20 protein-coding genes are annotated in these 18,077 nt (G+C 73.8%); 12 read left to right on the forward strand and 8 right to left on the reverse strand.

Going from position 1 to position 18,077, the window contains the following annotated elements:
- Nucleotides 1–49 precede the first annotated feature (49 nt).
- The 6 genes from AMPC_RS07760 to AMPC_RS07785 all read left to right on the forward strand — a co-directional run bounded on the left by AMPC_RS07760 (nucleotide 50) and on the right by AMPC_RS07785 (nucleotide 4,750).
- A complete protein-coding gene (locus tag AMPC_RS07760) occupies nucleotides 50–1,927 on the forward strand; it encodes a glycoside hydrolase family 15 protein (RefSeq protein WP_248345576.1) in 1,878 nt (625 codons plus the stop codon).
- The gene (locus tag AMPC_RS07765; RefSeq protein WP_248345577.1) at nucleotides 1,924–2,400 is read left to right on the forward strand and encodes a hypothetical protein; all 477 of its coding nucleotides are present in this window, start codon (nucleotides 1,924–1,926) and stop codon (nucleotides 2,398–2,400) included. The genes AMPC_RS07760 and AMPC_RS07765 overlap by 4 nt, the downstream gene beginning before the upstream one ends.
- Before the next feature lie 68 nt (nucleotides 2,401–2,468).
- Nucleotides 2,469–3,551 carry a DUF748 domain-containing protein gene (locus tag AMPC_RS07770; RefSeq protein WP_248345578.1) on the forward strand — a complete coding sequence of 361 codons (1,083 nt, stop codon included), beginning with the start codon at nucleotides 2,469–2,471 and terminating at the stop codon, nucleotides 3,549–3,551.
- A gap of 3 nt (nucleotides 3,552–3,554) precedes the next feature.
- Entirely contained in the window at nucleotides 3,555–4,004 is a 450-nt protein-coding gene (locus AMPC_RS07775) for a peptidoglycan-binding domain-containing protein (protein ID WP_248345579.1), read from the forward strand.
- 174 nt (nucleotides 4,005–4,178) lie between these two features.
- Nucleotides 4,179–4,394, forward strand: coding sequence for a hypothetical protein (locus AMPC_RS07780; RefSeq protein ID WP_248345580.1), 216 nt, complete (start codon nucleotides 4,179–4,181; stop codon nucleotides 4,392–4,394).
- A gap of 56 nt (nucleotides 4,395–4,450) precedes the next feature.
- Entirely contained in the window at nucleotides 4,451–4,750 is a 300-nt protein-coding gene (locus AMPC_RS07785; protein WP_248345581.1) for an STAS domain-containing protein, read from the forward strand.
- A gap of 4 nt (nucleotides 4,751–4,754) precedes the next feature.
- On the opposite strand, the gene AMPC_RS07790 is transcribed toward AMPC_RS07785, so the two are convergent.
- Both AMPC_RS07790 and AMPC_RS07795 read right to left on the reverse strand, forming a co-directional pair.
- Entirely contained in the window at nucleotides 4,755–5,642 is an 888-nt protein-coding gene (locus AMPC_RS07790) for a M48 family metallopeptidase (protein ID WP_248345582.1), read from the reverse strand.
- A gap of 8 nt (nucleotides 5,643–5,650) precedes the next feature.
- On the reverse strand, nucleotides 5,651–5,803 hold the full coding sequence (locus AMPC_RS07795; RefSeq protein ID WP_248345583.1) for a lmo0937 family membrane protein: 153 nt from the start codon (nucleotides 5,801–5,803) through the stop codon (nucleotides 5,651–5,653).
- A gap of 153 nt (nucleotides 5,804–5,956) precedes the next feature.
- On the opposite strand from AMPC_RS07795, the gene ku reads away from it, so the two are divergent.
- The 4 genes from ku (at nucleotide 5,957) to AMPC_RS07815 (ending at nucleotide 8,944) form a co-directional block, all read left to right on the forward strand.
- Complete coding sequence (gene ku, locus AMPC_RS07800; protein ID WP_248345584.1) at nucleotides 5,957–6,838, forward strand: non-homologous end joining protein Ku; 882 nt, start codon at nucleotides 5,957–5,959, stop codon at nucleotides 6,836–6,838.
- A complete protein-coding gene (ligD, locus tag AMPC_RS07805; protein WP_248345585.1) occupies nucleotides 6,835–7,800 on the forward strand; it encodes a non-homologous end-joining DNA ligase in 966 nt (321 codons plus the stop codon). Before ku ends, ligD (AMPC_RS07805) begins: the two co-directional genes overlap by 4 nt.
- 260 nt (nucleotides 7,801–8,060) lie before the next feature.
- A complete protein-coding gene (locus AMPC_RS07810) occupies nucleotides 8,061–8,501 on the forward strand; it encodes a phage holin family protein (RefSeq protein ID WP_248345586.1) in 441 nt (146 codons plus the stop codon).
- Nucleotides 8,498–8,944, forward strand: coding sequence for a hypothetical protein (locus tag AMPC_RS07815; RefSeq protein ID WP_248345587.1), 447 nt, complete (start codon nucleotides 8,498–8,500; stop codon nucleotides 8,942–8,944). Before AMPC_RS07810 ends, AMPC_RS07815 begins: the two co-directional genes overlap by 4 nt.
- Nucleotides 8,945–8,977: 33 nt before the next feature.
- On the opposite strand, the gene ligD (AMPC_RS07820) is transcribed toward AMPC_RS07815, so the two are convergent.
- Both ligD (AMPC_RS07820) and lpxC read right to left on the reverse strand, forming a co-directional pair.
- Entirely contained in the window at nucleotides 8,978–10,498 is a 1,521-nt protein-coding gene (ligD, locus tag AMPC_RS07820; RefSeq protein ID WP_248345588.1) for a non-homologous end-joining DNA ligase, read from the reverse strand.
- 48 nt (nucleotides 10,499–10,546) lie between these two features.
- Nucleotides 10,547–11,467, reverse strand: coding sequence for a UDP-3-O-acyl-N-acetylglucosamine deacetylase (gene lpxC, locus AMPC_RS07825; RefSeq protein ID WP_248345589.1), 921 nt, complete (start codon nucleotides 11,465–11,467; stop codon nucleotides 10,547–10,549).
- Between the two features lie 365 nt (nucleotides 11,468–11,832).
- Between lpxC and AMPC_RS07830 the strand changes: the two genes are divergently transcribed.
- A complete protein-coding gene (locus AMPC_RS07830) occupies nucleotides 11,833–12,522 on the forward strand; it encodes a rhomboid family intramembrane serine protease (RefSeq protein ID WP_248345590.1) in 690 nt (229 codons plus the stop codon).
- 6 nt (nucleotides 12,523–12,528) lie between these two features.
- Here AMPC_RS07830 and ruvB read toward each other — a convergent pair whose 3' ends face one another.
- The 3 genes from ruvB to ruvC are packed head-to-tail and all read right to left on the reverse strand — an operon-like array spanning nucleotide 12,529 to nucleotide 14,737.
- Nucleotides 12,529–13,557 (reverse strand): Holliday junction branch migration DNA helicase RuvB, encoded by a 1,029-nt coding sequence (gene ruvB, locus AMPC_RS07835; RefSeq protein ID WP_248345591.1) that lies wholly within the window; start codon nucleotides 13,555–13,557, stop codon nucleotides 12,529–12,531.
- 11 nt (nucleotides 13,558–13,568) lie between these two features.
- The gene (ruvA, locus tag AMPC_RS07840; RefSeq protein WP_248345592.1) at nucleotides 13,569–14,168 is read right to left on the reverse strand and encodes a Holliday junction branch migration protein RuvA; all 600 of its coding nucleotides are present in this window, start codon (nucleotides 14,166–14,168) and stop codon (nucleotides 13,569–13,571) included.
- Nucleotides 14,165–14,737: a crossover junction endodeoxyribonuclease RuvC gene (ruvC, locus tag AMPC_RS07845; protein WP_248345593.1), complete on the reverse strand. Its 573-nt coding sequence runs from the start codon at nucleotides 14,735–14,737 to the stop codon at nucleotides 14,165–14,167. Before ruvC ends, ruvA begins: the two co-directional genes overlap by 4 nt.
- A 142-nt stretch (nucleotides 14,738–14,879) precedes the next feature.
- Here ruvC and AMPC_RS07850 point away from each other — a divergent pair, with 142 nt between their 5' ends.
- Complete coding sequence (locus AMPC_RS07850; RefSeq protein WP_248345594.1) at nucleotides 14,880–16,751, forward strand: sensor histidine kinase; 1,872 nt, start codon at nucleotides 14,880–14,882, stop codon at nucleotides 16,749–16,751.
- A gap of 63 nt (nucleotides 16,752–16,814) precedes the next feature.
- On the opposite strand, the gene AMPC_RS07855 is transcribed toward AMPC_RS07850, so the two are convergent.
- Nucleotides 16,815–18,062, reverse strand: coding sequence for an MFS transporter (locus AMPC_RS07855; protein ID WP_248345595.1), 1,248 nt, complete (start codon nucleotides 18,060–18,062; stop codon nucleotides 16,815–16,817).
- Between the last annotated feature and the right edge of the window lie 15 nt (nucleotides 18,063–18,077).

Below are 18,077 nucleotides of genomic sequence, written 5' to 3' on the forward strand. Positions count from 1 at the left end.
CCTGTGTTGCCGCGGCGGCGAGTCAAGCGGAACTTGCCTGCCGGAGGGAATGCGCGCGCGCCAGCCCATCGAGGACCACGCCCTCATCGGCGACTGCCGCTCGGCGGCGCTCCTCACCCGCGACGGGGAGGTGGACTGGCTCTGCTGGCCCCGCTTCGACAGCGCCCCGGTGCTCGGCTCCCTGCTCGACCCCTCCGCGGGCGGCTGGCGGCTCGCGCCGGTGGGGAGGACCCACACCTCCTGGCGCTACCTCCCGGGGACCAACGTGGTCGAGACGACGCACCGGGTGCCGGGCGCGGGCTCGCTGCGGGTGAGCGACTGCCTCACGGTGGCGAGCGAGGGCGAGAAGCGGCGCGAGCTCCTGCCCGAGCACGAGCTGCTCCGGATCGCGACCTGCGAGGCGGGCGAGGTGGAGGTGGAGACCTCCATCGACCTGCGGCCCGACCTCGGGCGGGCGCCGGGCCGGTGGCGCGACGCCGGCGCGCTCGGGCTCCGGTTCGAGTCGGGCAGCGGGCTCTTCGCGCTCCGCTCCGACCGCCCGCTCGCGCCCGGCGCGGGCGGCGCCCGGGGGCGCTTCCGGCTCCGGGCCGGCGAGACGGCGCGCTTCTCGCTCGTGTACGCCGGCGACGGGCCCGCCGTGCTCTCGCCCCTCGGCGCCGCGGCCGACGCGGCCCTCCTGCGCACGGAGCGGTTCTGGCGGGGCTGGTCGGCGCGCGCCCGCTACGCCGGGCCGTTCCGCGAGGCGGTGGTGCGCAGCGCGCTCGCGCTCAAGCTCCTCGCCTACGCCCCCTCCGGCGCGATCATCGCCGCGCCCACCACCTCGCTGCCGGAGCGTCCGGGCGGGGACCTCAACTGGGACTACCGCTACTGCTGGCTCCGGGACGCCTCCTTCACGGCGCGAGCCCTCTACGGCCTCGGGTACCAAGACGAGGCGGAGTCGTTCGTCTCCTGGCTCATCCACACCACCCGGCTCACCCGCCCGAGGCTGCGCATCCTCTACGACGTCTTCGGGCGCGACCCGCCGCCGGAGCGGGACCGCCCGGAGCTCGGCGGCTACGGCGGGGCGCGGCCGGTGCGGATCGGCAACGCGGCCCGCGATCAGCTCCAGCTCGACGTCTACGGGGAGGTGGTGGACGCGGCCTGCCAGTTCGTGAGCGCCGGCGGCGGGCTCGACCCCGACACCGCCCGCATGCTCATCGGGTTCGGCCGCTACGTCTGCGAGGCCTGGCGGCGGCCCGACGAGGGGATCTGGGAGCCGCGCGGCGGGCGCACCCAGAACACCTACTCGAAGGTGCTCTGCTGGGCGGCCCTCGACCGGCTCCTGCACATGGATCTGCGCGGGCACCTGCCCCGCGCGCCCCGGGACCAGTTCTGCGCCACGCGCGAGGCCATCCGCGCCCACGTCGAGGCCCGCGGCTGGAGCCCCGCGCTCTCGAGCTACACGGCGCGGCTCGGGGGCGGCGGGCTCGACGCGGCGCTGCTCCTGCTACCCTGGTACGGATACTGCCCCGCCGGCGCGCCGCGCATGCGCGCCACCTGGCGACGGATCTCGCGCGAGCTCTCGGCCGGGGGCGCCCTCCTCTACCGCTACCCGGAGTCCATCGACGCCGGCGAGGGCGCCTTCGGCATCTGCAGCTTCTGGGGCGCGGAGTACCTGGCCCTCGGCGGCGGCACGCTCGAGGAGGCCGAGCTCCGGCTGGAGCGGCTCCTCGGCCACGCCAGCGAGCTCGGGCTCTTCGCCGAGGAGGTGGACCCGGGCACGTTCGCCGGGCTCGGCAACTTCCCGCAGGCGTTCACGCACGTCGGGCTGGTGAACGCCGCCCTCTCGCTCGAGAACCGCCGCGAGCGCCGGCCCCAGCTCAGGCACCAGCGCGCCGTGCCGCACGCCCGGGCCCGGCCCGGCGGCGCGCCGGAGGCGCGGCTGTGAGCGCCGGCGGCTGGGCGGTCTGGGGCTTCGTGGCCACGGCCCTCTTCACCGGGCTCATGGCCGGCAGCCAGGGGCTCGGGCTCACGCGCATGAACGTGCCCTTCATGCTCGGCACCCTCTTCACGCCCGAGCGGTCGCGGGCCAAGGTGATCGGGGCGGCCGTCCACCTCGCGAACGGGTGGGCGCTGGCGCTCTTCTACGCGGCGGCGCTCCGGCTCTGGGGCGGCGCGACCTGGTGGCGCGGCGCGCTCCTCGGGCTCGGCCACGCCGCCTTCGTGCTGACCGTGGTGATGCCGCTCCTCCCCGGGGTGCACCCGCGCATGGCGAGCGAGCAGCACGGGCCGGAGGCGGGGCGCCTGCTCGAGCCGCCGGGCTTCCTCGCGCTGCACTACGGCTGGCAGACGCCGCTCTGGGTGGTCCTCGGGCACCTGGCCTACGGCCTCGTGCTCGGGCACTTCCTCCCCGGGCCGTGAACGGGTGCGACCCGGGGCTCCGGCCCGTTGCCCCGGCGGAACCTATCTTGGTCGTGAGGAGGGCGGGGGTGGCGCGGGAGAGCGGGCACCGGACGCGCCGGCGAGGCTGGCTGATCGCCCTGGGGGTGCTCGTGCTCCTCCTCGTCGCGGGGCGCGTCGCGCTCAACCCGCTCGCGGCGGCGCGGGTGCGCCACCAGCTCTCGCAGCTCCGGGGGATGACGGTCACCTTCTCGGACCTGTCGCTCTCGGTCTTCCGGCTCCACGCCGACATCCGCGATCTCAAGATCGTGAAGCGCTCCGCAGGCGGCGCGGCGAAGCCCATCCTCTACGTCCGCGACCTCTCGGCCGGGCTCTACTGGCGGCAGCTCTTCCACGGCCACGTGGTCGGCTGGGCCACCTTCGAGCGGCCCAAGGTGAACCTCATCGCCGCGAAGTCGAAGTCGCAGCAGCAGACCGAGTTCCCGGACATCGCCGCCCAGCTCCAGAAGCTGAGCGCGTTCCGGCTCGACCGGCTCGAGGTGAAGGACGGTGAGCTCACCTTCACCGACGCCACCGAGGCGGAGCGGGCCGAGCTCTGGCTCCACGGGGTCGCGCTCACGGTGGAGAACGTGGCGACCCGCCCCGCGCTGCAGCGCGGCTCCCCCACGGTGCTCGCCATGTCCGGCACCCTCCAGCGGACCGGCCAGCTCTCGGTCTACGCCAGCGCCGACCCGCTCGCGAAGGGGCTCACCTTCGCCGGGCAGGCGCGGCTGACCGGCCTCGATCTCCGCGAGCTCGCCTCCTTCCTCGCTGCCAAGAGCGGGCTCGAGCCGGCCAAGGGGACCCTGGACCTCTCGGTCCGGTTCGCGGCCGAGAGCGGCAAGATCACGGGTGGGCTCCGGCCGGTCCTCAAGGACCCGTCGGTGAAAGCGAAGCCCGACGCCGGGCTCTTCAAGCGGCTCGAGGCGGCGGTGGCCGACGTCGCGCTCGACCTCTTTTCCGACCGGGTGCCGGGCCGGCACGCCGTCGCCACCACCATCCCGATCCGCGGGGACGTGAGCGACCCCAAGGCACAGGTCTGGCCGACCATCTTCGGCGTGCTCCGGAACGCCTTCGTCACCGGCGTCATGAACTCGGTGGCGGGGCTCCCGCCCCGCGCGGACAAGGGGTGAAGCATGACGCGCCGCTCCCTCGCGCTGGCCGTCGCCCTCGCCTGCGCCCACTCCCGGCACGTGGGGCAGTCCCAGGAAGGGAGCTCGGCCGAGAGCGCGCCGGCCGACAGCGCCCGGGCCCACGCCCGTCGCGCGCCCAAGCTCCCGCCGCGCCAGGGCCGCCCGCCCATCGCCGCCTCGCCCGACGCCATGCTCGCGCCGGGCGGTGCCACGAAGATCCAGGACGCGCTCGCGTCGCGCGGCCTCTTCCACGGCCAGAAGAGCGGGAAGATCGACACGGAGACCAGCGGGGCGCTGAAGCGCTTCCAGGCGCGGGAGGGGCTCGCCGCGACCGGCGCGCCGGATCACGAGACGCTGCAGCGGCTCGGCCTCGACCCGAAGCAGGTCTTCCAGACCAACCCCGGCGGGGACGAGGTCCGGAAGGGCGAGCTGGAGAGAAAAGGCGAAAAATAGAGTGGATTGGCCCGTGAACGTGGGGTCTCCCGTTGGGTCTCCAGTGGCCGGGCGGGTTGCCACGCGCGACGGGAATGCACAGGTTCGCTCCTCGGGGGAACCGCCGGTCGGCTCCCAGACAAGGACTCGGACGTGCAAGCCGTCGAGACATCGCCCTTCCGGGCGAAAGAGCGCGTGCATCCGGTGCGCTGCCCGCTCTGCGGCGAGGACTTCAACCTCCTGGCCGCCCCCTGGTGCGGCTGCAGTCACGGCCACCCCTCGAAGATCTGCCCGCACTGCGGGGACTGCCTCTGCAGCCTCCCCGACTACGGCCGGCCCGCGCTCTGGATGGATCCACCCGCCGCGCTCCGCTCCTCGGGGTTCGAGAAGCTGTTCGTGTACTACCTGTAGCTCGAGGTCCCTCCGTCATGGCTTGCGACATCGTCCGGGAGCGCGAAGGCGACCGGGTGACTCTCCGTGTCTCCGGTGAATTCGATCGCGGCAGCGCCTGGTCGCTCCGCGAGCTCCTGCAGGAGGAGAAGGCGCCGATCTTCGCGCTCGATTTCAGCCTCGTCCGCGAGTTCTCGGACATCGCGGTGGCCGTGCTGGCGCGCGCCCTCACCGAGCTCACGCGGCCCTGCGTCCTTCGCGGCCTGCGGCAGCACCAGCTGCGCATCTTCCGCTACTGCGGCGTGAAGGTGGACGAGGAGACCTCCATCACCGGCGAGGCCGCCCGCTCGACCGAGGCCGCGCACCACCACCGCTGAACGCTCAGCCCCCCGGCTTCCCGGCCTGGGGCGCGCCCGCGGGCGGCTGTCCGGCGCCCGCCGCGGCGGGTCCCGAGCGCTGCTGCAGCCGCGCCTTGATGCGCGCCTGCTGCTCGGGATCGCGCTCGCTGCCGCCGAGGTGGTGCTCCGCGATGTAGGCGTTCACCCGCGCGATCCGGTCGGGCGTGGCCGGGTGATCGGAGAGGAAGGCGAGCGCCTTCGGCTGGTTCCCCTCCATCGACTTGAGCTTCTCGAAGAAGTGCACGATCCCGTGCGGATCGAACCCGGCCGCGCTGGCGTAGCGCGCGCCGTACTCGTCGGCCTCCGACTCGTCGCCCCGGCTGTTCGCGAGCATGAGCCCCTTCCCGCCGGCCCCGGCCACGAGCTGGCTCGCGAGCGACGGGTTCTTGCCGAGGGCGAGCGCCGCCACCGCCTGGAGGCCGTAGGCGTCCACCATCTGCCGCGCCGAGTGGCGGGCCACCACGTGCCCGGCCTCGTGCGAGAGCACGCCGGCCACCTGCGACGCGTCGTCGGCCGCGAGCAGGAGGCCGGAGTAGACGTACAGGTAGCCCCCCGGCGTCGCGAAGGCGTTCACGGTCCTGGGGTCGTCGATCACCTGCACCGTCCAGTCCACGCCGGGCCGGTCCTTCTTCGCGAACGGCAGGATCCGGTCGGTGATCGACTTCACGTAGGAGACGACCTCGGGGTCCTGCAGGTAGCGGACCTTCTCCTGCGTCTCGAGCTGCTGCTTCACGTGCAGCCCGAGCTGCTTCTCCTGCTCGTCCGAGACGAGCGCCTTCGCCGCGGAGGTCTCGAGACCTGCCCGCTGCTGCGCGGAGCACGCCACGAGAGCCGCCGCGGCGAAGGCCAGCCGGCGCGACGCCCCCCTCATCGCGCCGGTCAGACCGTGGCCGCGCCGCGGCGGAGCACCGCGAAGATGAGGCTGATGACCGCGAGCACGAGCAGCAGGTGGATCCACCAACCCATCGTGGCGCCGCTCACCATGCCGAGCGCCCACAACACGAACAGGATGATCGTGACGGTCCAGAGCATGCAGGACTCCTTTCACGAGAAACGCTAGCCATCCGAGCGAAGCGGGGCGACCTGGAGCCCCCGGCCGGCGGCCCGGAGAGCGGGCGGGCGTTCGGGCCCGGCGTTTGCGGCGCCACGCCCGAGGAAGGAACTTGCCGCGGAGGAGGTCGAGGCATGCCCAGGGCCATCTGGAGCGGCGCGGTCAGCTTCGGGCTGGTGAACATCCCGGTGAAGCTCTACAGCGCCGTGTCGCACAAGGAGGTGCGCTTCCACATGCTGCACGACGCCGACGGCTCCCGGATCGAGCTGCACCGGGTCTGCGCGGCGGAGGGGAAGGAGGTCCCTTACGAGCACGTGGTGAAGGGCTACGAGGTGGCGCCGCACCGCTACGTGACCGTGACCCGCGAGGAGCTGGAGGCGGCCGACCCCCGCGGCAGCCGGACCATCGACATCGAGGAGTTCGTCGGCCTCGGGGAGATCGACCCCATCTACTACGACGCCACCTACCACCTGGGTCCGGACAAGGGCGCGGCGCGCCCTTACGCGCTCCTCCTCGAGGCGATGAGGAGGAGCGGCAAGGTGGCCCTGGGGCGGTTCGTCATGCGCACCAAGGAGTCGCTGTGCGTGCTCCGCCCGATGGGGCAGGGGCTGGCGCTCTCCACCATGAACTACGCCGACGAGGTGGTGCCCCAGGAGGACCTCGGCCTGCCCGAGCACGACGCCCCCGCGCCGAGAGAGCTCGCCATGGCCGAGCAGCTCGTCGGCTCGCTCGCCGCGAGCTTCGACCCGGCGAAGTACAAGGACCGCTACCGCGAGAAGGTGCTCGCGCTGGTCGAGAAGAAGGCCGCCGGCGAGGAGATCGTGGCCGCGCCCTCGGAGCAGCCGGCCAAGGTGGTCAACCTCGCCGACGCGCTCGCCGCGAGCCTCGCCGCCGCGCGGACCCGGAAGGCCGGGCCCTCGCCGGAGGAGGCGCCCCCGGCCGGCGAGCGGCGCCACCGGACGGCGGAGGCGGCGCACGTCGCGAAGCGCAAGCCGCGGAAGCGGGGCAACGGGTGACCGCGCGCGAGGGCGTGGAGGTCGAGCTCGACGGGCGGCGGCTGCGGCTGTCGAACCTCGACAAGGTCTTCTACCCGGCCTCCGGCTTCACCAAGGGCCAGATCATCGACTACTACACCCGCGTCGCGCCGGCCCTGCTGCCCCACCTCCGTGCGCGCCCCCTCACCCTGAAGCGCTACCCGGAGGGCGTGGACGGCCCGTTCTTCTACGAGAAGCGCTGCCCGCCGCACCGGCCGCGCTGGGTGCACACCGAGCCGGTCTGGAGCGAGGGGAACCAGGAGGACATCCACTTCTGCGTGGCCGACGACGTCGCCACGCTGGTCTGGGCCGCCAACATCGCCGACCTCGAGCTGCACACCTCGCTCTCGCTGGCGCGCTCCATCGAGCGCCCCACCATGATGGTCTTCGACCTCGACCCCGGCGCGCCGGCCGACGTGGTGCAGTGCTGCGAGGTGGGGCTCCTCTTGCGCGAGCTCTTCCGGGAGCTCGGGCTCGAGGCCTGGCCCAAGACGAGCGGCTCGAAGGGGCTCCAGGTCTACGTCCCGCTCAACCGGCCCGGCGCGACCTACGAGCGCACCAAGTCGTTCGCGCGCGCGGTGGCGGAGCTGCTCGAGCAGCGGCGCCCGGACCTCGTGGTCTCGTCGATGAAGAAGGCGCTCCGCGCCGGCAAGGTGCTCGTGGACTGGAGCCAGAACGACCGCTCCAAGACCACCGTCTGCGTCTACTCGCTGCGGGCCCGGGAGCGGCCCACGGTGAGCACGCCGGTCACCTGGGCGGAGGTCGAGGGCGCCTCCCGGGAGCGCCGGGGCGGCCTCCTGGTGTTCGAGGCCGGCGAGGTGCTCCGGCGGATCGAGGAGCGCGGCGACCTCTTCGCGCCGGTGCTCGAGCTGCAGCAGGACCTGCCCCCGCTCGGCGAGGAGGCGCCGGCCCCGCCGCGGCGCGCGCGGCGGCGGCTGCACTAGCCGCGACACCGTCCGCACTGCCGGCGGAACGACGCCGCGGCGCCGCCCGGTCTCCCCGGCGGCGCCGCGGCCCCCCCTCCCCAGCGACCGGCCCCGCGAGCACGTCGCGCCGGCCCGGCCCACAGAGGAAGCTGGAGTGCGTCCGCCCGTGCCGCAAGCGCCGCCGCCGATCCCTCTTCGAGAAGGGGACGGGCGAGCCGGCCCTCGCCACGTGCGCCGCGACGGCCGTGGCTAGCTTGTAGCGGCGGAGGGGGAAGGCCATGGCAGAGATTCCCAGCACCGCGCGGGCGAGGCCCGTGCCGCCCGGCGCCGCGGGGATGCCGCGGCAGCTCTCCACCCGCGACCTCGTCACCGAGCTCGCCCGCAAGGCCTCGCAGCTCGCGCGCAAGGAGGTCGAGCTCGCGAAGAGCGAGCTGCGCGCCGATCTCAAGACCGAGATCTCCATGGCGAGCGGCCTCGGCATCGCCGGCGTCTGCGCCCTGCTCACGGTGGCGATGCTCCTCGTCGCCCTGGTGCTCGGGCTGGCCGAGGCCGGCGTCTGGAGCGGCTGGCTCGGCGCCCTGATCGTGGCGGCGGTGGTGCTCGCCATCGGCACGGTGGCCGGGCTCGTCGGGTGGGCCAGGCGGGTGCGGACGCCGCTCGCGGCCACCCGGCGCACGCTCCAGGACGACCTGCGGTTCGCGAAGGAGAGGATCACATGAGCGAGAGCCCACGGCGCCACGCCCGCGAGCTCGAGGGGGAGATCGAGTCGCTCCGCGGGGAGCTCGGGGACCTCGTCTCCGAGCTCGACCGGCGCCGCCACGAGCTGCTCGACCTCCGGCTGCAGCTGCGGCGCCACCCGGTGGCGTTCGGGGTGGCCGGGGTGAGCGTGGTGCTGGTGCTCGGCGGCGCGGTGGCGGTGATGGTCAACGCCCGCGAGCGCCGGCGGCGCCCCACCGAGCGCGCCCGGCGGCTCGGCAAGGCGCTCTCGCGGATGATCGACGCGCCGCACAAGGTGGCCCGAGAGCCGTCGGTCGGGGAGAAGATCCTGGCCGCCGCCGGGACCGCCGCCGCCTCGATCCTGGTGAAGCGGCTCATGGACCGGGCCACGGCGCCGGTGGCCCGGGCGGCGCGCGAGGCCCGGGAGCCGCGCGCGATCCACTGAGTGTAAGCGCCTGGGTGGCGCGGCGGGCGCGGGTCACCCCTCGCGGACGCACTCCTCCGGCCGCTTGTCGTCGCGCAGCCCCTGGAACGAGGGGTGGCGCAGCCGGCCGTCGGCGGTCCACTCGGTGAACGACACCTCGGCCACGAGCCGCGGCCGCACCCAGCGGGCCCCGCGGAGCCGCGGCGCGTCCGCCGCCGGCGGGGTCTCCACGGCGTCGGGCTCGAGCCGCGCCCGGAGCTCGCGGCGGACGGCGTCGGTGTACCCGGTCCCCACCTTCCCCGCGTAGACGAAGCCCCTGCCCTGCCGGACCGCGACCAGGAGCGCCCCGATGGCCGGCTCGCCGGTGGTGATGGGCGTGTAGCCGATCACCGCGACCTCCTGGGAACCGGAGACCTTGAGCTTGAGCCAGTCGCGCGAGCGCCCGCCGCGGTACGGCGACCCGGCCCGCTTCGCGACGATCCCCTCGGCGCGCGCCTTGCGGGCGCGGGCCAGGGCCTCGGCCACGCTCCCCTCGACCGCCTCGGCGAGCAGGATGCCCGGGGGCGGGGCCGCGAGCAGGCTCGCGAGCAGCTCCTGGCGCTCCTCGAGCGGTCGGCCGCGGAGGTCCTCCCCCTCGTGCCACAGCAGGTCGAAGACGGCGTACCGGAGCTCGCCCGCGGCGCCCTGCAGGAGCTGGAAGCGCGAGACGCCCTTCGGGTCGAAGGCCACCACCTCCCCGTCGAGCACCGCCTCCCCGACCACGAGCCCCGCGAGCGCGCGCGCCACGCCCGGGAACCGCGCCGAGAGGTCGAGCCCGTTCCGGCTCTGGAGCGACACCTGCCCCCCGGAGACGCCGGCCAGGGCGCGGAAGCCGTCGTACTTCACCTCCAGGCTCCAGGCGCCCTGCGCCTCCTCGGGCCGGGCCAGGGTGGCGAGCATGGGGGGCCAGACGCGCAGGAGCAGGTCCATCGGGGCCGGGTGGCGGGCCTTGAGCGTGCGCGCCGCCACCGGCCCCCGGGTCACCCTCCGGCCGCTCGTCACCGACTCGGGCCGCGCGGCCACCACGTCGAAGCCGGCGTCGGCCGCCTCGTCCTTGGCCTTGAAGAGGAGCCACTGCTCCTTCCCGCCCGCGGGCCGGGTCCGGACGAGGTGCCAGCGCCCGCGCAGCTTCTCGCCGTGCAGCTCGAGCGCGAGGTGCCCCTTCTGCCGCTGCCTCGAGGCCTGCCCGGGCGGCACGGTCTCGTACCAGCCCCGGTCCCAGATGAGCGAGTCGCCCGCCCCGTACTCGCCGTCGGGGATGCGCCCCTCGAAGCCGCCGTAGGCGAGCGGGTGGTCCTCCGTCTGCACCGCGAGCCGCTTCTCCGAGGGGTCGTAGCTCGGCCCCTTCGGCACCGCCCAGCTCGCGAGGGCGCCGTCCATCTCGAGCCGCAGGTCGTAGTGCAGCCGCCGGGCGTGGTGCTTGTGCACCATGAAGCCGGGCGGGCCCTCGCCGCGCGGGCTGGGCGCGTCGGGAGCCGGTTCGGGGGTGACCCCGAAGTCGCGCTTCTGGCGGTAGGTGTCGAGGCGGCGCGCCATCCTGGAGAAAGGATGCGCAGCGCCGCCGGCGGGCGCGGGCTCGGGCGGCTAGGGCGTCCCGGGGAGGGCCAGGGCCGGCAGCCGGATCTGCAGGGGCTCCAGCTCCTTCTCGCCGGAGACGCGGATGACGCGGTGCGCGGCCGGGGTCTCGAGCAGCTTGCGGACCAGGGCCTGGTTCATCGCGTGGCCGCTCTTGCGGGCCGAGAGCGCGCCGATGAGCGGCATGCCGGCCAGCGTGAGGTCGCCGAGGGCGTCGAGCACCTTGTGCCGGGCGAACTCGTCGGGGAAGCGGAGCCCGCCGGGGTTGAGGATCGAGAACTCGTCCACGACGATGGCGTTCTCGAGGCTGCCGCCGCGCGCGAGCCCGCGGGCGCGCATCGCCTCCACGTCCTTGAGGAGGCAGAAGGTGCGGGCCGGCGCGACCTCCCGGGCGAAGCTGCGGTCGGAGAAGGTGAAGCCGAAGACCTGCTCGGTGATGAGCGGGTGGCTGAAGTCGGCGACGAAGCGGAGCGAGAGCTCGCGCGCCGGCTCGAGCCGGACCGAGCGATCGCCGTCCTTCACCTCGACCGCCTGGGAGACCACGAGGAAGCGCTTCCCCACCGGCTGGAGCGCGATCCCGGCCTCCTGCACCAGGTAGACGAACGGTGCGGCGGACCCGTCGAGGATGGGGACCTCGGGGCCGTCCACCTCGACGCGGCAGTTGTCCACGCCGAGCCCGGTGAGCGCCGCGAGGACGTGCTCGACGGTCGCGACGCGCGCGTCACCGGCGCCGAGCGTGGTGCTGAGGGTGGTGTCCACCACCGCGTCGGCGCGAGCGGGGATCTCCACGCCGAGATCGGCGCGGACGAAGCGGATGCCGGTGTCGGGCGGCGCGGGCGCGAGCACGAGCCTGGCCGGCGCGCCGGAGTGGAGGCCCACGCCGGTACAGCTCACCCGCCTCGAGATCGTGCGCTGTTTCCAGTAGCTCATCGAAGAGTTCCCGCTCACCTAACCCCGCTCGCCCGCTCGTGTTGCTCTCCGGCGGTCGTTCCTTGGGACGACGGCCACCGCGCGTCGGTTCCCAGCAATCGTCATGCCACTTCGAAAGCGAACTCCCGCCGGCCTGCTCGCATGCTCGACGCGGCTGCAAGTTGCCGCAATCAGGCGCCATTCGCAACACCTTCCCAGAGGTGGCCCCCTTGAGCGACGCTTCCCGGCACGGGTCGAGTCACACCCGGCTCGAAACCGCGACTTCCGTGTCAGGCGCGGAGGCATGAAACGCAAAAATGACGCAACGGGTTACACCAGAATGAACCGAGCGGGACGGCGTGCGGCTCTGATAGGGCTCTGATCCGGTGATCCCGCTCAAGGACGACATCGCGCTCGGGCGGACGCCCCCGCTCACCACCGCCCTCATCGCCGTCAACGTGCTCGCGTTCGGGTGGCAGGCGCTGGTGGCCGGGCTGTCGCTCTCGACGCAGACGGGCGGCGCGATCCCCTACGAGATCCTCACGTTCGTGGACGTGCCGCCGCAGGACCTGGTCCCGCCGCCGTTCACCATCCTCACGAGCATGTTCCTGCACGGGGGGCTCGGGCACATCGCCGGGAACATGCTCTTCCTCTGGGTGTTCGGCCGCGCGGTGGAGCTCGCGCTCGGGCCGGGCCGCTTCCTCGCCTTCTACCTCGCGAGCGGCGTGGCGGCGGCGCTCTCGCAGACGGTCGTCTCGGCCTTCGCGGGTGACGTGCTCACGCCCATGGTCGGGGCGAGCGGCGCCATCGCCGGCGTGCTCGCGGCCTACCTCGTGCTGTTCCCGCGGGCGCGCGTGCTCACGCTCGTGCCGATCTTCTTCTTCATCCGGCTCATGTACCTGCCGGCCTTCTTCTTCATCGGGGCCTGGTTCGTGCTGCAGCTGCTCTCGGCCGCCTGGGGCGGGGGCGGCAGCGGCATCGCCTTCATGGCCCACGTCGGCGGCTTCCTGTCGGGGCTCGCGCTGGTGCGGCTGCTCCGGCGGCGGCCCCGCTGGCATGCGCCGAGCGCCTGGTAGCAGAGCCTAGAGCAGGTCGCCCTGCCGGCCGCCCGGGCGCTTGCGGCCCAGGTGCTCGTACGCGGGCGGCAGCGCGATGCGACCGCGCGGCGTGCGCGCGAGGTAGCCCTCGCGCACCAGGAACGGCTCGTAGACGTCCTCGATGGTGTCGCGCTCCTCGCCGACCGAGGCGGCCACCGCCTCGATGCCGACCGGCCCGCCGCCGAAGGTGTCCACCACCGCCTCGAGGATGCGCCGGTCCATCGCGTCGAGCCCGCCGCGGTCCACCGCGAGCCGCGACAGGGTCAGGTCCACGATCTCGCGGGTGAGCTTCCCCTCCCCCTCCACCTGCGCGAAGTCGCGCGCCCGCTGCAGGAGCCGGATGGCGATGCGCGGCGTGCCGCGGGCGCGGCGGGCGAGCTCCTCGGCGCCGCCCTCGTCCACCGGCAGGTCGAGCTTGCGCGCGGCCCGCTCCGCGATCTCGCGCAGCTCCGGCGGCGCGTAGTACTCGAGCCGCTCCTGGATGGGGAACCGGTCGCGCAGCGGGCTCGCGAGCAGCCCGGTGCGGGTGGTCGCGCCGACCAGCGTGAAGCGCTCGAGCTTCATCTCCATGGTCTGGGCGCCGAGCCCGGCCCCGAGCACCACGTCGAAGCGGAAGTCCTCCATCGCCGGGTAGAGCGCCTCCTCGACGGAGGGCGAGAGCCGGTGGATCTCGTCGATGAAGAGGATGTCGCGCGGCTGGAGCGCGGTGAGGAGGCCGGCGAGGTCGCCCTTCTTCACCAGGGCCGGGCCGCTCGTCACGTGCAGCGCCACGCCGAGCTCGCGGGAGAGGATGTGGGCGAGCGAGGTCTTGCCGAGCCCCGGCGGGCCGGAGAGGAGCACGTGGTCGAGCGCCTCGCCGCGCTGCCGGGCCGCCCGGGCGTAGACGCGGAAGTTCGAGACCAGCTTCTCCTGGCCGACGTACTCCTCGAAGGTGGCGGGCCGGAGCGACTGCTCCAGCCGCTCCTCGGCGGGGCTCGACTCGGGGGAGAGCTCGCGGGCGGGGCGGACGGGCATGGGCGGCTACCTTACCCCCGGAGGAGCTTGAGCGCCTCGCGCAGGAGCTCGTCGAGGGGGCGCCCCTCGGCCCGATCCCGCAGGGCGTCGGCCGCCTGCTCGGCCTGCTGCGGCCGGTAGCCGAGGCCGAGCAGCGCCTGCGAAAGCTGCTCGATGGCGCCGCCGCCGGCCGCCTTCTCCGGCCTGCCCGGCGCCTCGGCGCGGGCGAGCGGCTGCAGCTTGTCCTTGAGCTCGACCACCAGCCGCTCCGCGGTCTTCTTGCCGACCCCGGGAACCTTGGTGAGCTTCGCCACCTCGCCGCGCGAGACCGCCAGGGCGAGGTCGCGGGGCGCGATGCCGGAGAGGATCTTGAGGGCGGCGCGCGGCCCCACCCCCTTCACCTCCACCAGCGCGTGGAACACCCGCTCCTCGTCCTCCCCGGCGAAGCCGATGAGGTGGATGGCGTCCTGGGAGACGTGGGTGAAGGTGCGGACCGTGGCCCGCTCGCCGCGCGGCGCGAGCGCCTGCAAGGCGAGGTCGGAGAGGAAGACGCGGTACCCGACGCCGTTCACGTCCACCACCGCGAAGCCGTCGCCCTTCTCGAGCACCGTGCCGGTGAGCTGGGCGATCACGCGGCGCTCCCGGGGCGGCGCACCGACGGGCGCAGGCGCGAGAGGGCGCGCGCCTCCGGGGCCGCGCCCGGCCGCCCGGCGCCGTCGGCGGCGAGCCGCACCAGCCCGGCGCGGCGGGCGAGGTGGCAGACCGCGATGGCGAGCGCGTCGGCCTCGTCGGAGAGGTCGGCCTCGACCCCGAGGATGGTCTGGGCCATGCGGACCATCTGCGCCTTCTCGGCCCGGCCGTTGCCGGCGAAGGCCCGCTTCACCTCGGAGGGCGCGTACTCGAAGACCGGCAGGCCGGCGCGCGCCGCCGCCGCGAGCGCCACGCCGCGCGCCTGCCCGAGCACCAGCGCCGACCGGGCGGAGAGCCCGAAGAAGGCCGACTCCACCGCGACCTCCACGGGCGCGGCGCGGGCGATGACGCCCTCCAGGCCGGAGAGGATCTCGCCCAGCCGCTCGCAGAGGGCGCGGCCGCCGCCCGGCGCCAGCACCCCCGACTCCACCACCCTGAGCCGCGAGCCCTCCCGCGCCACCACGCCGTAGCCGCAGCGGCGCGAGCCGGGATCGATTCCGAGCGCGATCACGGCGCGAGTGTGGCACGGGACTGAACCGGCGTCCAGATATGGTCGCCGGGCTCGCGGCGGTCCGGCCTCGCGCACCCAAACTCGCGGCAGCGCTCGGATGATCGTATTGCTGGCCCCTGGCAAGTAGTCGGGGAGCCGCCTCGTGCGACTGCGAGATCTCGATTTCAAGGCGAAGCTGGGCGTCGCGGTCGCCGCCGTCTTCGTCCCGTTCGTCGTCGTCCTGGCGCTCGTCACGCTCCGCTACATCGAGCGGGAGTTCAAGGCGAGCATCTCCCAGCAGCAGTTCGCGCTGGTGAAGTCCGTGGCCGCCTCCATCGACGACAAGCTCGGCATCACGCAGGATGAGATCGCGGCGAGCGCCGCCCAGCTGAAGGTGGAGGTGGACGACCTCCTCGACGCGGACAAGGTCCAGCGCTTCCTCGACTCCGAGCGCGCGGTCCTCGCGGTCTTCGACAACGGGCTCTTCGTCATGTCCCGGGAGGGGAAGCTCATCGCCGAGAGCCCCTTCCGCCCCGGGCGTCGCGGGCGGGACATCTCCTTCCGCGAGTTCTACCAGCGCACCATGCAGGTCCGAAGGCCCTACGTCTCGGCGCCCTACCTCTCGACGCACAACCCCAGCCAGCCCGCGGTGATGATCACCGCGCCGATCCTCGACGAGCGCGGGCGGGTGCTCGCGATCGTGGGCGGCAGCCTCGAGCTGCGCGGGCACAACATCCTCGCGAGCCTGCCGACGTCGCGCGTCGGCGGCGGCGGCTACTTCTACCTCTCCGACCTGAACCGGACGCTGATCCTGCACCCCGAGGAAGGTCGCGTCATGCAGCCGGCCGGCACGCCGGGCGTGAATCCCCTCTACGACGCGGCCATGGCCGGCTTCGAGGGGAGCGGCGAGACCGTGACCTCGCGGGGAGTCCGGGTCATCTCCTCGTTCAAGCGACTGGAGCGGAAGGACTGGGTGCTCTCGGCCAACTTCCCCACCGCCGAGGCCTATGCGCCGCTCGTCCAGGTGAAGCGCTATTTCCTCTTCGCCACGCTGATCGGGACCGCGATCGTCCTCGTGGCCGCCAGGATCCTCGCGGGGCGGTTGCTGCGGCCGCTCGCGGCCGTGACGAGTCACGTCGTGTCGCTGCCCGAGAAGAAGGGGCAGGAGCGGTTCATGCGGCTCGCGCGGACCGACGAGGTCGGGACGCTCGCCCACGCGTTCGACGGCATGGTCGCGACCCTCGACCGCCAGGAGGCGGAGCGCCGGGAGCTGCAGTCGCGCCTCATCCAGAGCGACCGGCTCTCGGCCCTGGGCCTGATGGCGGCCGGAGTCGCCCACGAGATCAACAACCCGCTCTCCTACATCGACGCGAACCTCTCCTGGGCGCTCGATCGACTCGGCGAGCCGGCGACGGTCCCCGGCGGCGAGCTGCGGGACGCGCTCGAGCAGGCGCTGGAGGGCGCCCGCCGCGTGCGCAACATCTCACAGGACCTGAAGCGGTTCGCGCGCCACGATCCGGCCCAACGCGCTCCGGTGGACCTCGCGACGGTGATCGCGTCGGCCATCCGCATGTCCAGGAAGGAGATCCGCTCCCGGGCCGAGCTGGTGACCCGCTTCGGCGAGGTCCCTCCGGTCCAGGGCAGCGAGGGGGCGCTGACGCAGGTGTTCCTGAACCTCCTCGTGAACGCGGCGCAGGCCATCCCCGAGGGGCACCCGGAAGAGAACCGGGTGGCGGTCTCCCTGTCGCTCGCCGCCGACGGCCACGTCCAGGTGGAGGTGGAGGACACCGGCTCCGGCATCCCGCCGGAGGCGCGCGCTCGCGTCTTCGAGCCCTTCTTCACGACCAAGCCGTTCGGCGTCGGGACCGGCCTGGGGCTCTCGGTCTGCCACGGCATCGTGACCTCGCTCGGCGGGGAGATCTCGTTCGAGGACGCGAAGGGCCGCGGGACGATCTTCCGGGTGCGGCTGCCGGTCTGGTCGGAGGGAGAGCGGGAGGGGGCGGCCGACGCAGGGCTCTCCACGGGTGCCTGCTAGGAGCCTGCCACTGGCTGTGTTCCTGCCGGATGGCGGCTGCCTCGAGGGCGAAGGCGTTTCGCGCTACGGAATGGCCGGCGGAAACACCGTCGGATGCTGGGGCAGCACGGTGCGGCGCAAGCGAGGCAGCGCGAGGTGGAACACCGCGCTCGCGGCCGCGAGCATGAGCCCGCCCACGAGCAGCGTGCGCGGCGCCCCGAACCGGCCCGCCGCGAGGCCGCCCAGGAGCGAGCCGAAGGGCGTGAGCCCCACGAAGATGGTCGAGAAGAGCCCCATCACCCGCCCCCGCATCTCGGCCGGCGCCAGCCCCTGGAGCAGGGTGAGCGACCCCGTGCTCTGGCTGATGAACCCGAACCCCGCCACCACCAGCGCCGCCAGGGAGAGCGCCGGCGTCCGCGACTGCGAGAAGGCCACGAGCCCGAGCCCGAGCAGCGTGGCGCCGAACCCCACCCGCCGCCCCAGCCCCCGCAGCCCGGTGCGGAGCATGAGGAGCACCGCCGCCACCAGCGCGCCCACGCCGGTCGCCGCCTGGAGCGAGCCGAGCATCCTCGGGCCCCCGTGGAGCACGTCGCCCGCGAAGAGCGGCAGGAGCGTGAGGAACGGCATCGCGAAGAAGCTCTGGAAGGCGAGGAGCGCCAGCAGCGCCCGCACGAGCGGGGTCTTGCCCGCGTAGGCCAGCCCCTCGAGCAGGTGCGCGCCGCGGTGCGCCGCCGGCCGCGGCTCCTCCTTCGGCAGCTCCATCACCAGGAGCGCCCAGATGGTGCCGAGGAAGGAGAGCGCGTTGAGGGCGAAGCACCAGCCCTCGCCGATGGCCGCCACCACGTAGCCGGCGATGGCCGGCCCCACCACCCGCGCCGCGTTGACGATGCTCGAGTTGAGCGCCACGGCGTTCGACATCGACTCGCCGGCGATCTCGCCGAGCAGCGCCTGCCGGGCCGGGATCTCGAACGCGTAGCTCATGCCGAGCATGAGCGCGAGCGGCATGAGGTGCCAGGGGCGCACCACGCCGGTGAGGGTGAGCACCGCCATGATCGCCGCCTGCAGGGTGGCGTTGATCTGCGTCGCGAGCACCACCTTGCGGCGCGGGTGCCGGTCCGCCACCGAGCCCGCGTAGACGCCGAAGACGAAGACCGGGAGCTGGGCCAGGAAGCCGATCACCCCGAGCAGCTCCGAGGAGTGGGTGAGCCGGTAGACCAGCCACCCCTGCCCCACGCTCTGCATCCAGGTGCCGGTGAGCGACACGCACTGCCCCGCGAAGAAGAGCCGCAGGTTGCGGTGGGAGAGCGATCGGAGGGAGTGGGGCCACCGCATGGACGCCCTTTAGTC

Origin of the sequence: Anaeromyxobacter paludicola, from assembly GCF_023169965.1 — a bacterium.
Lineage (GTDB): Bacteria > Myxococcota > Myxococcia > Myxococcales > Anaeromyxobacteraceae > Anaeromyxobacter_B > Anaeromyxobacter_B paludicola.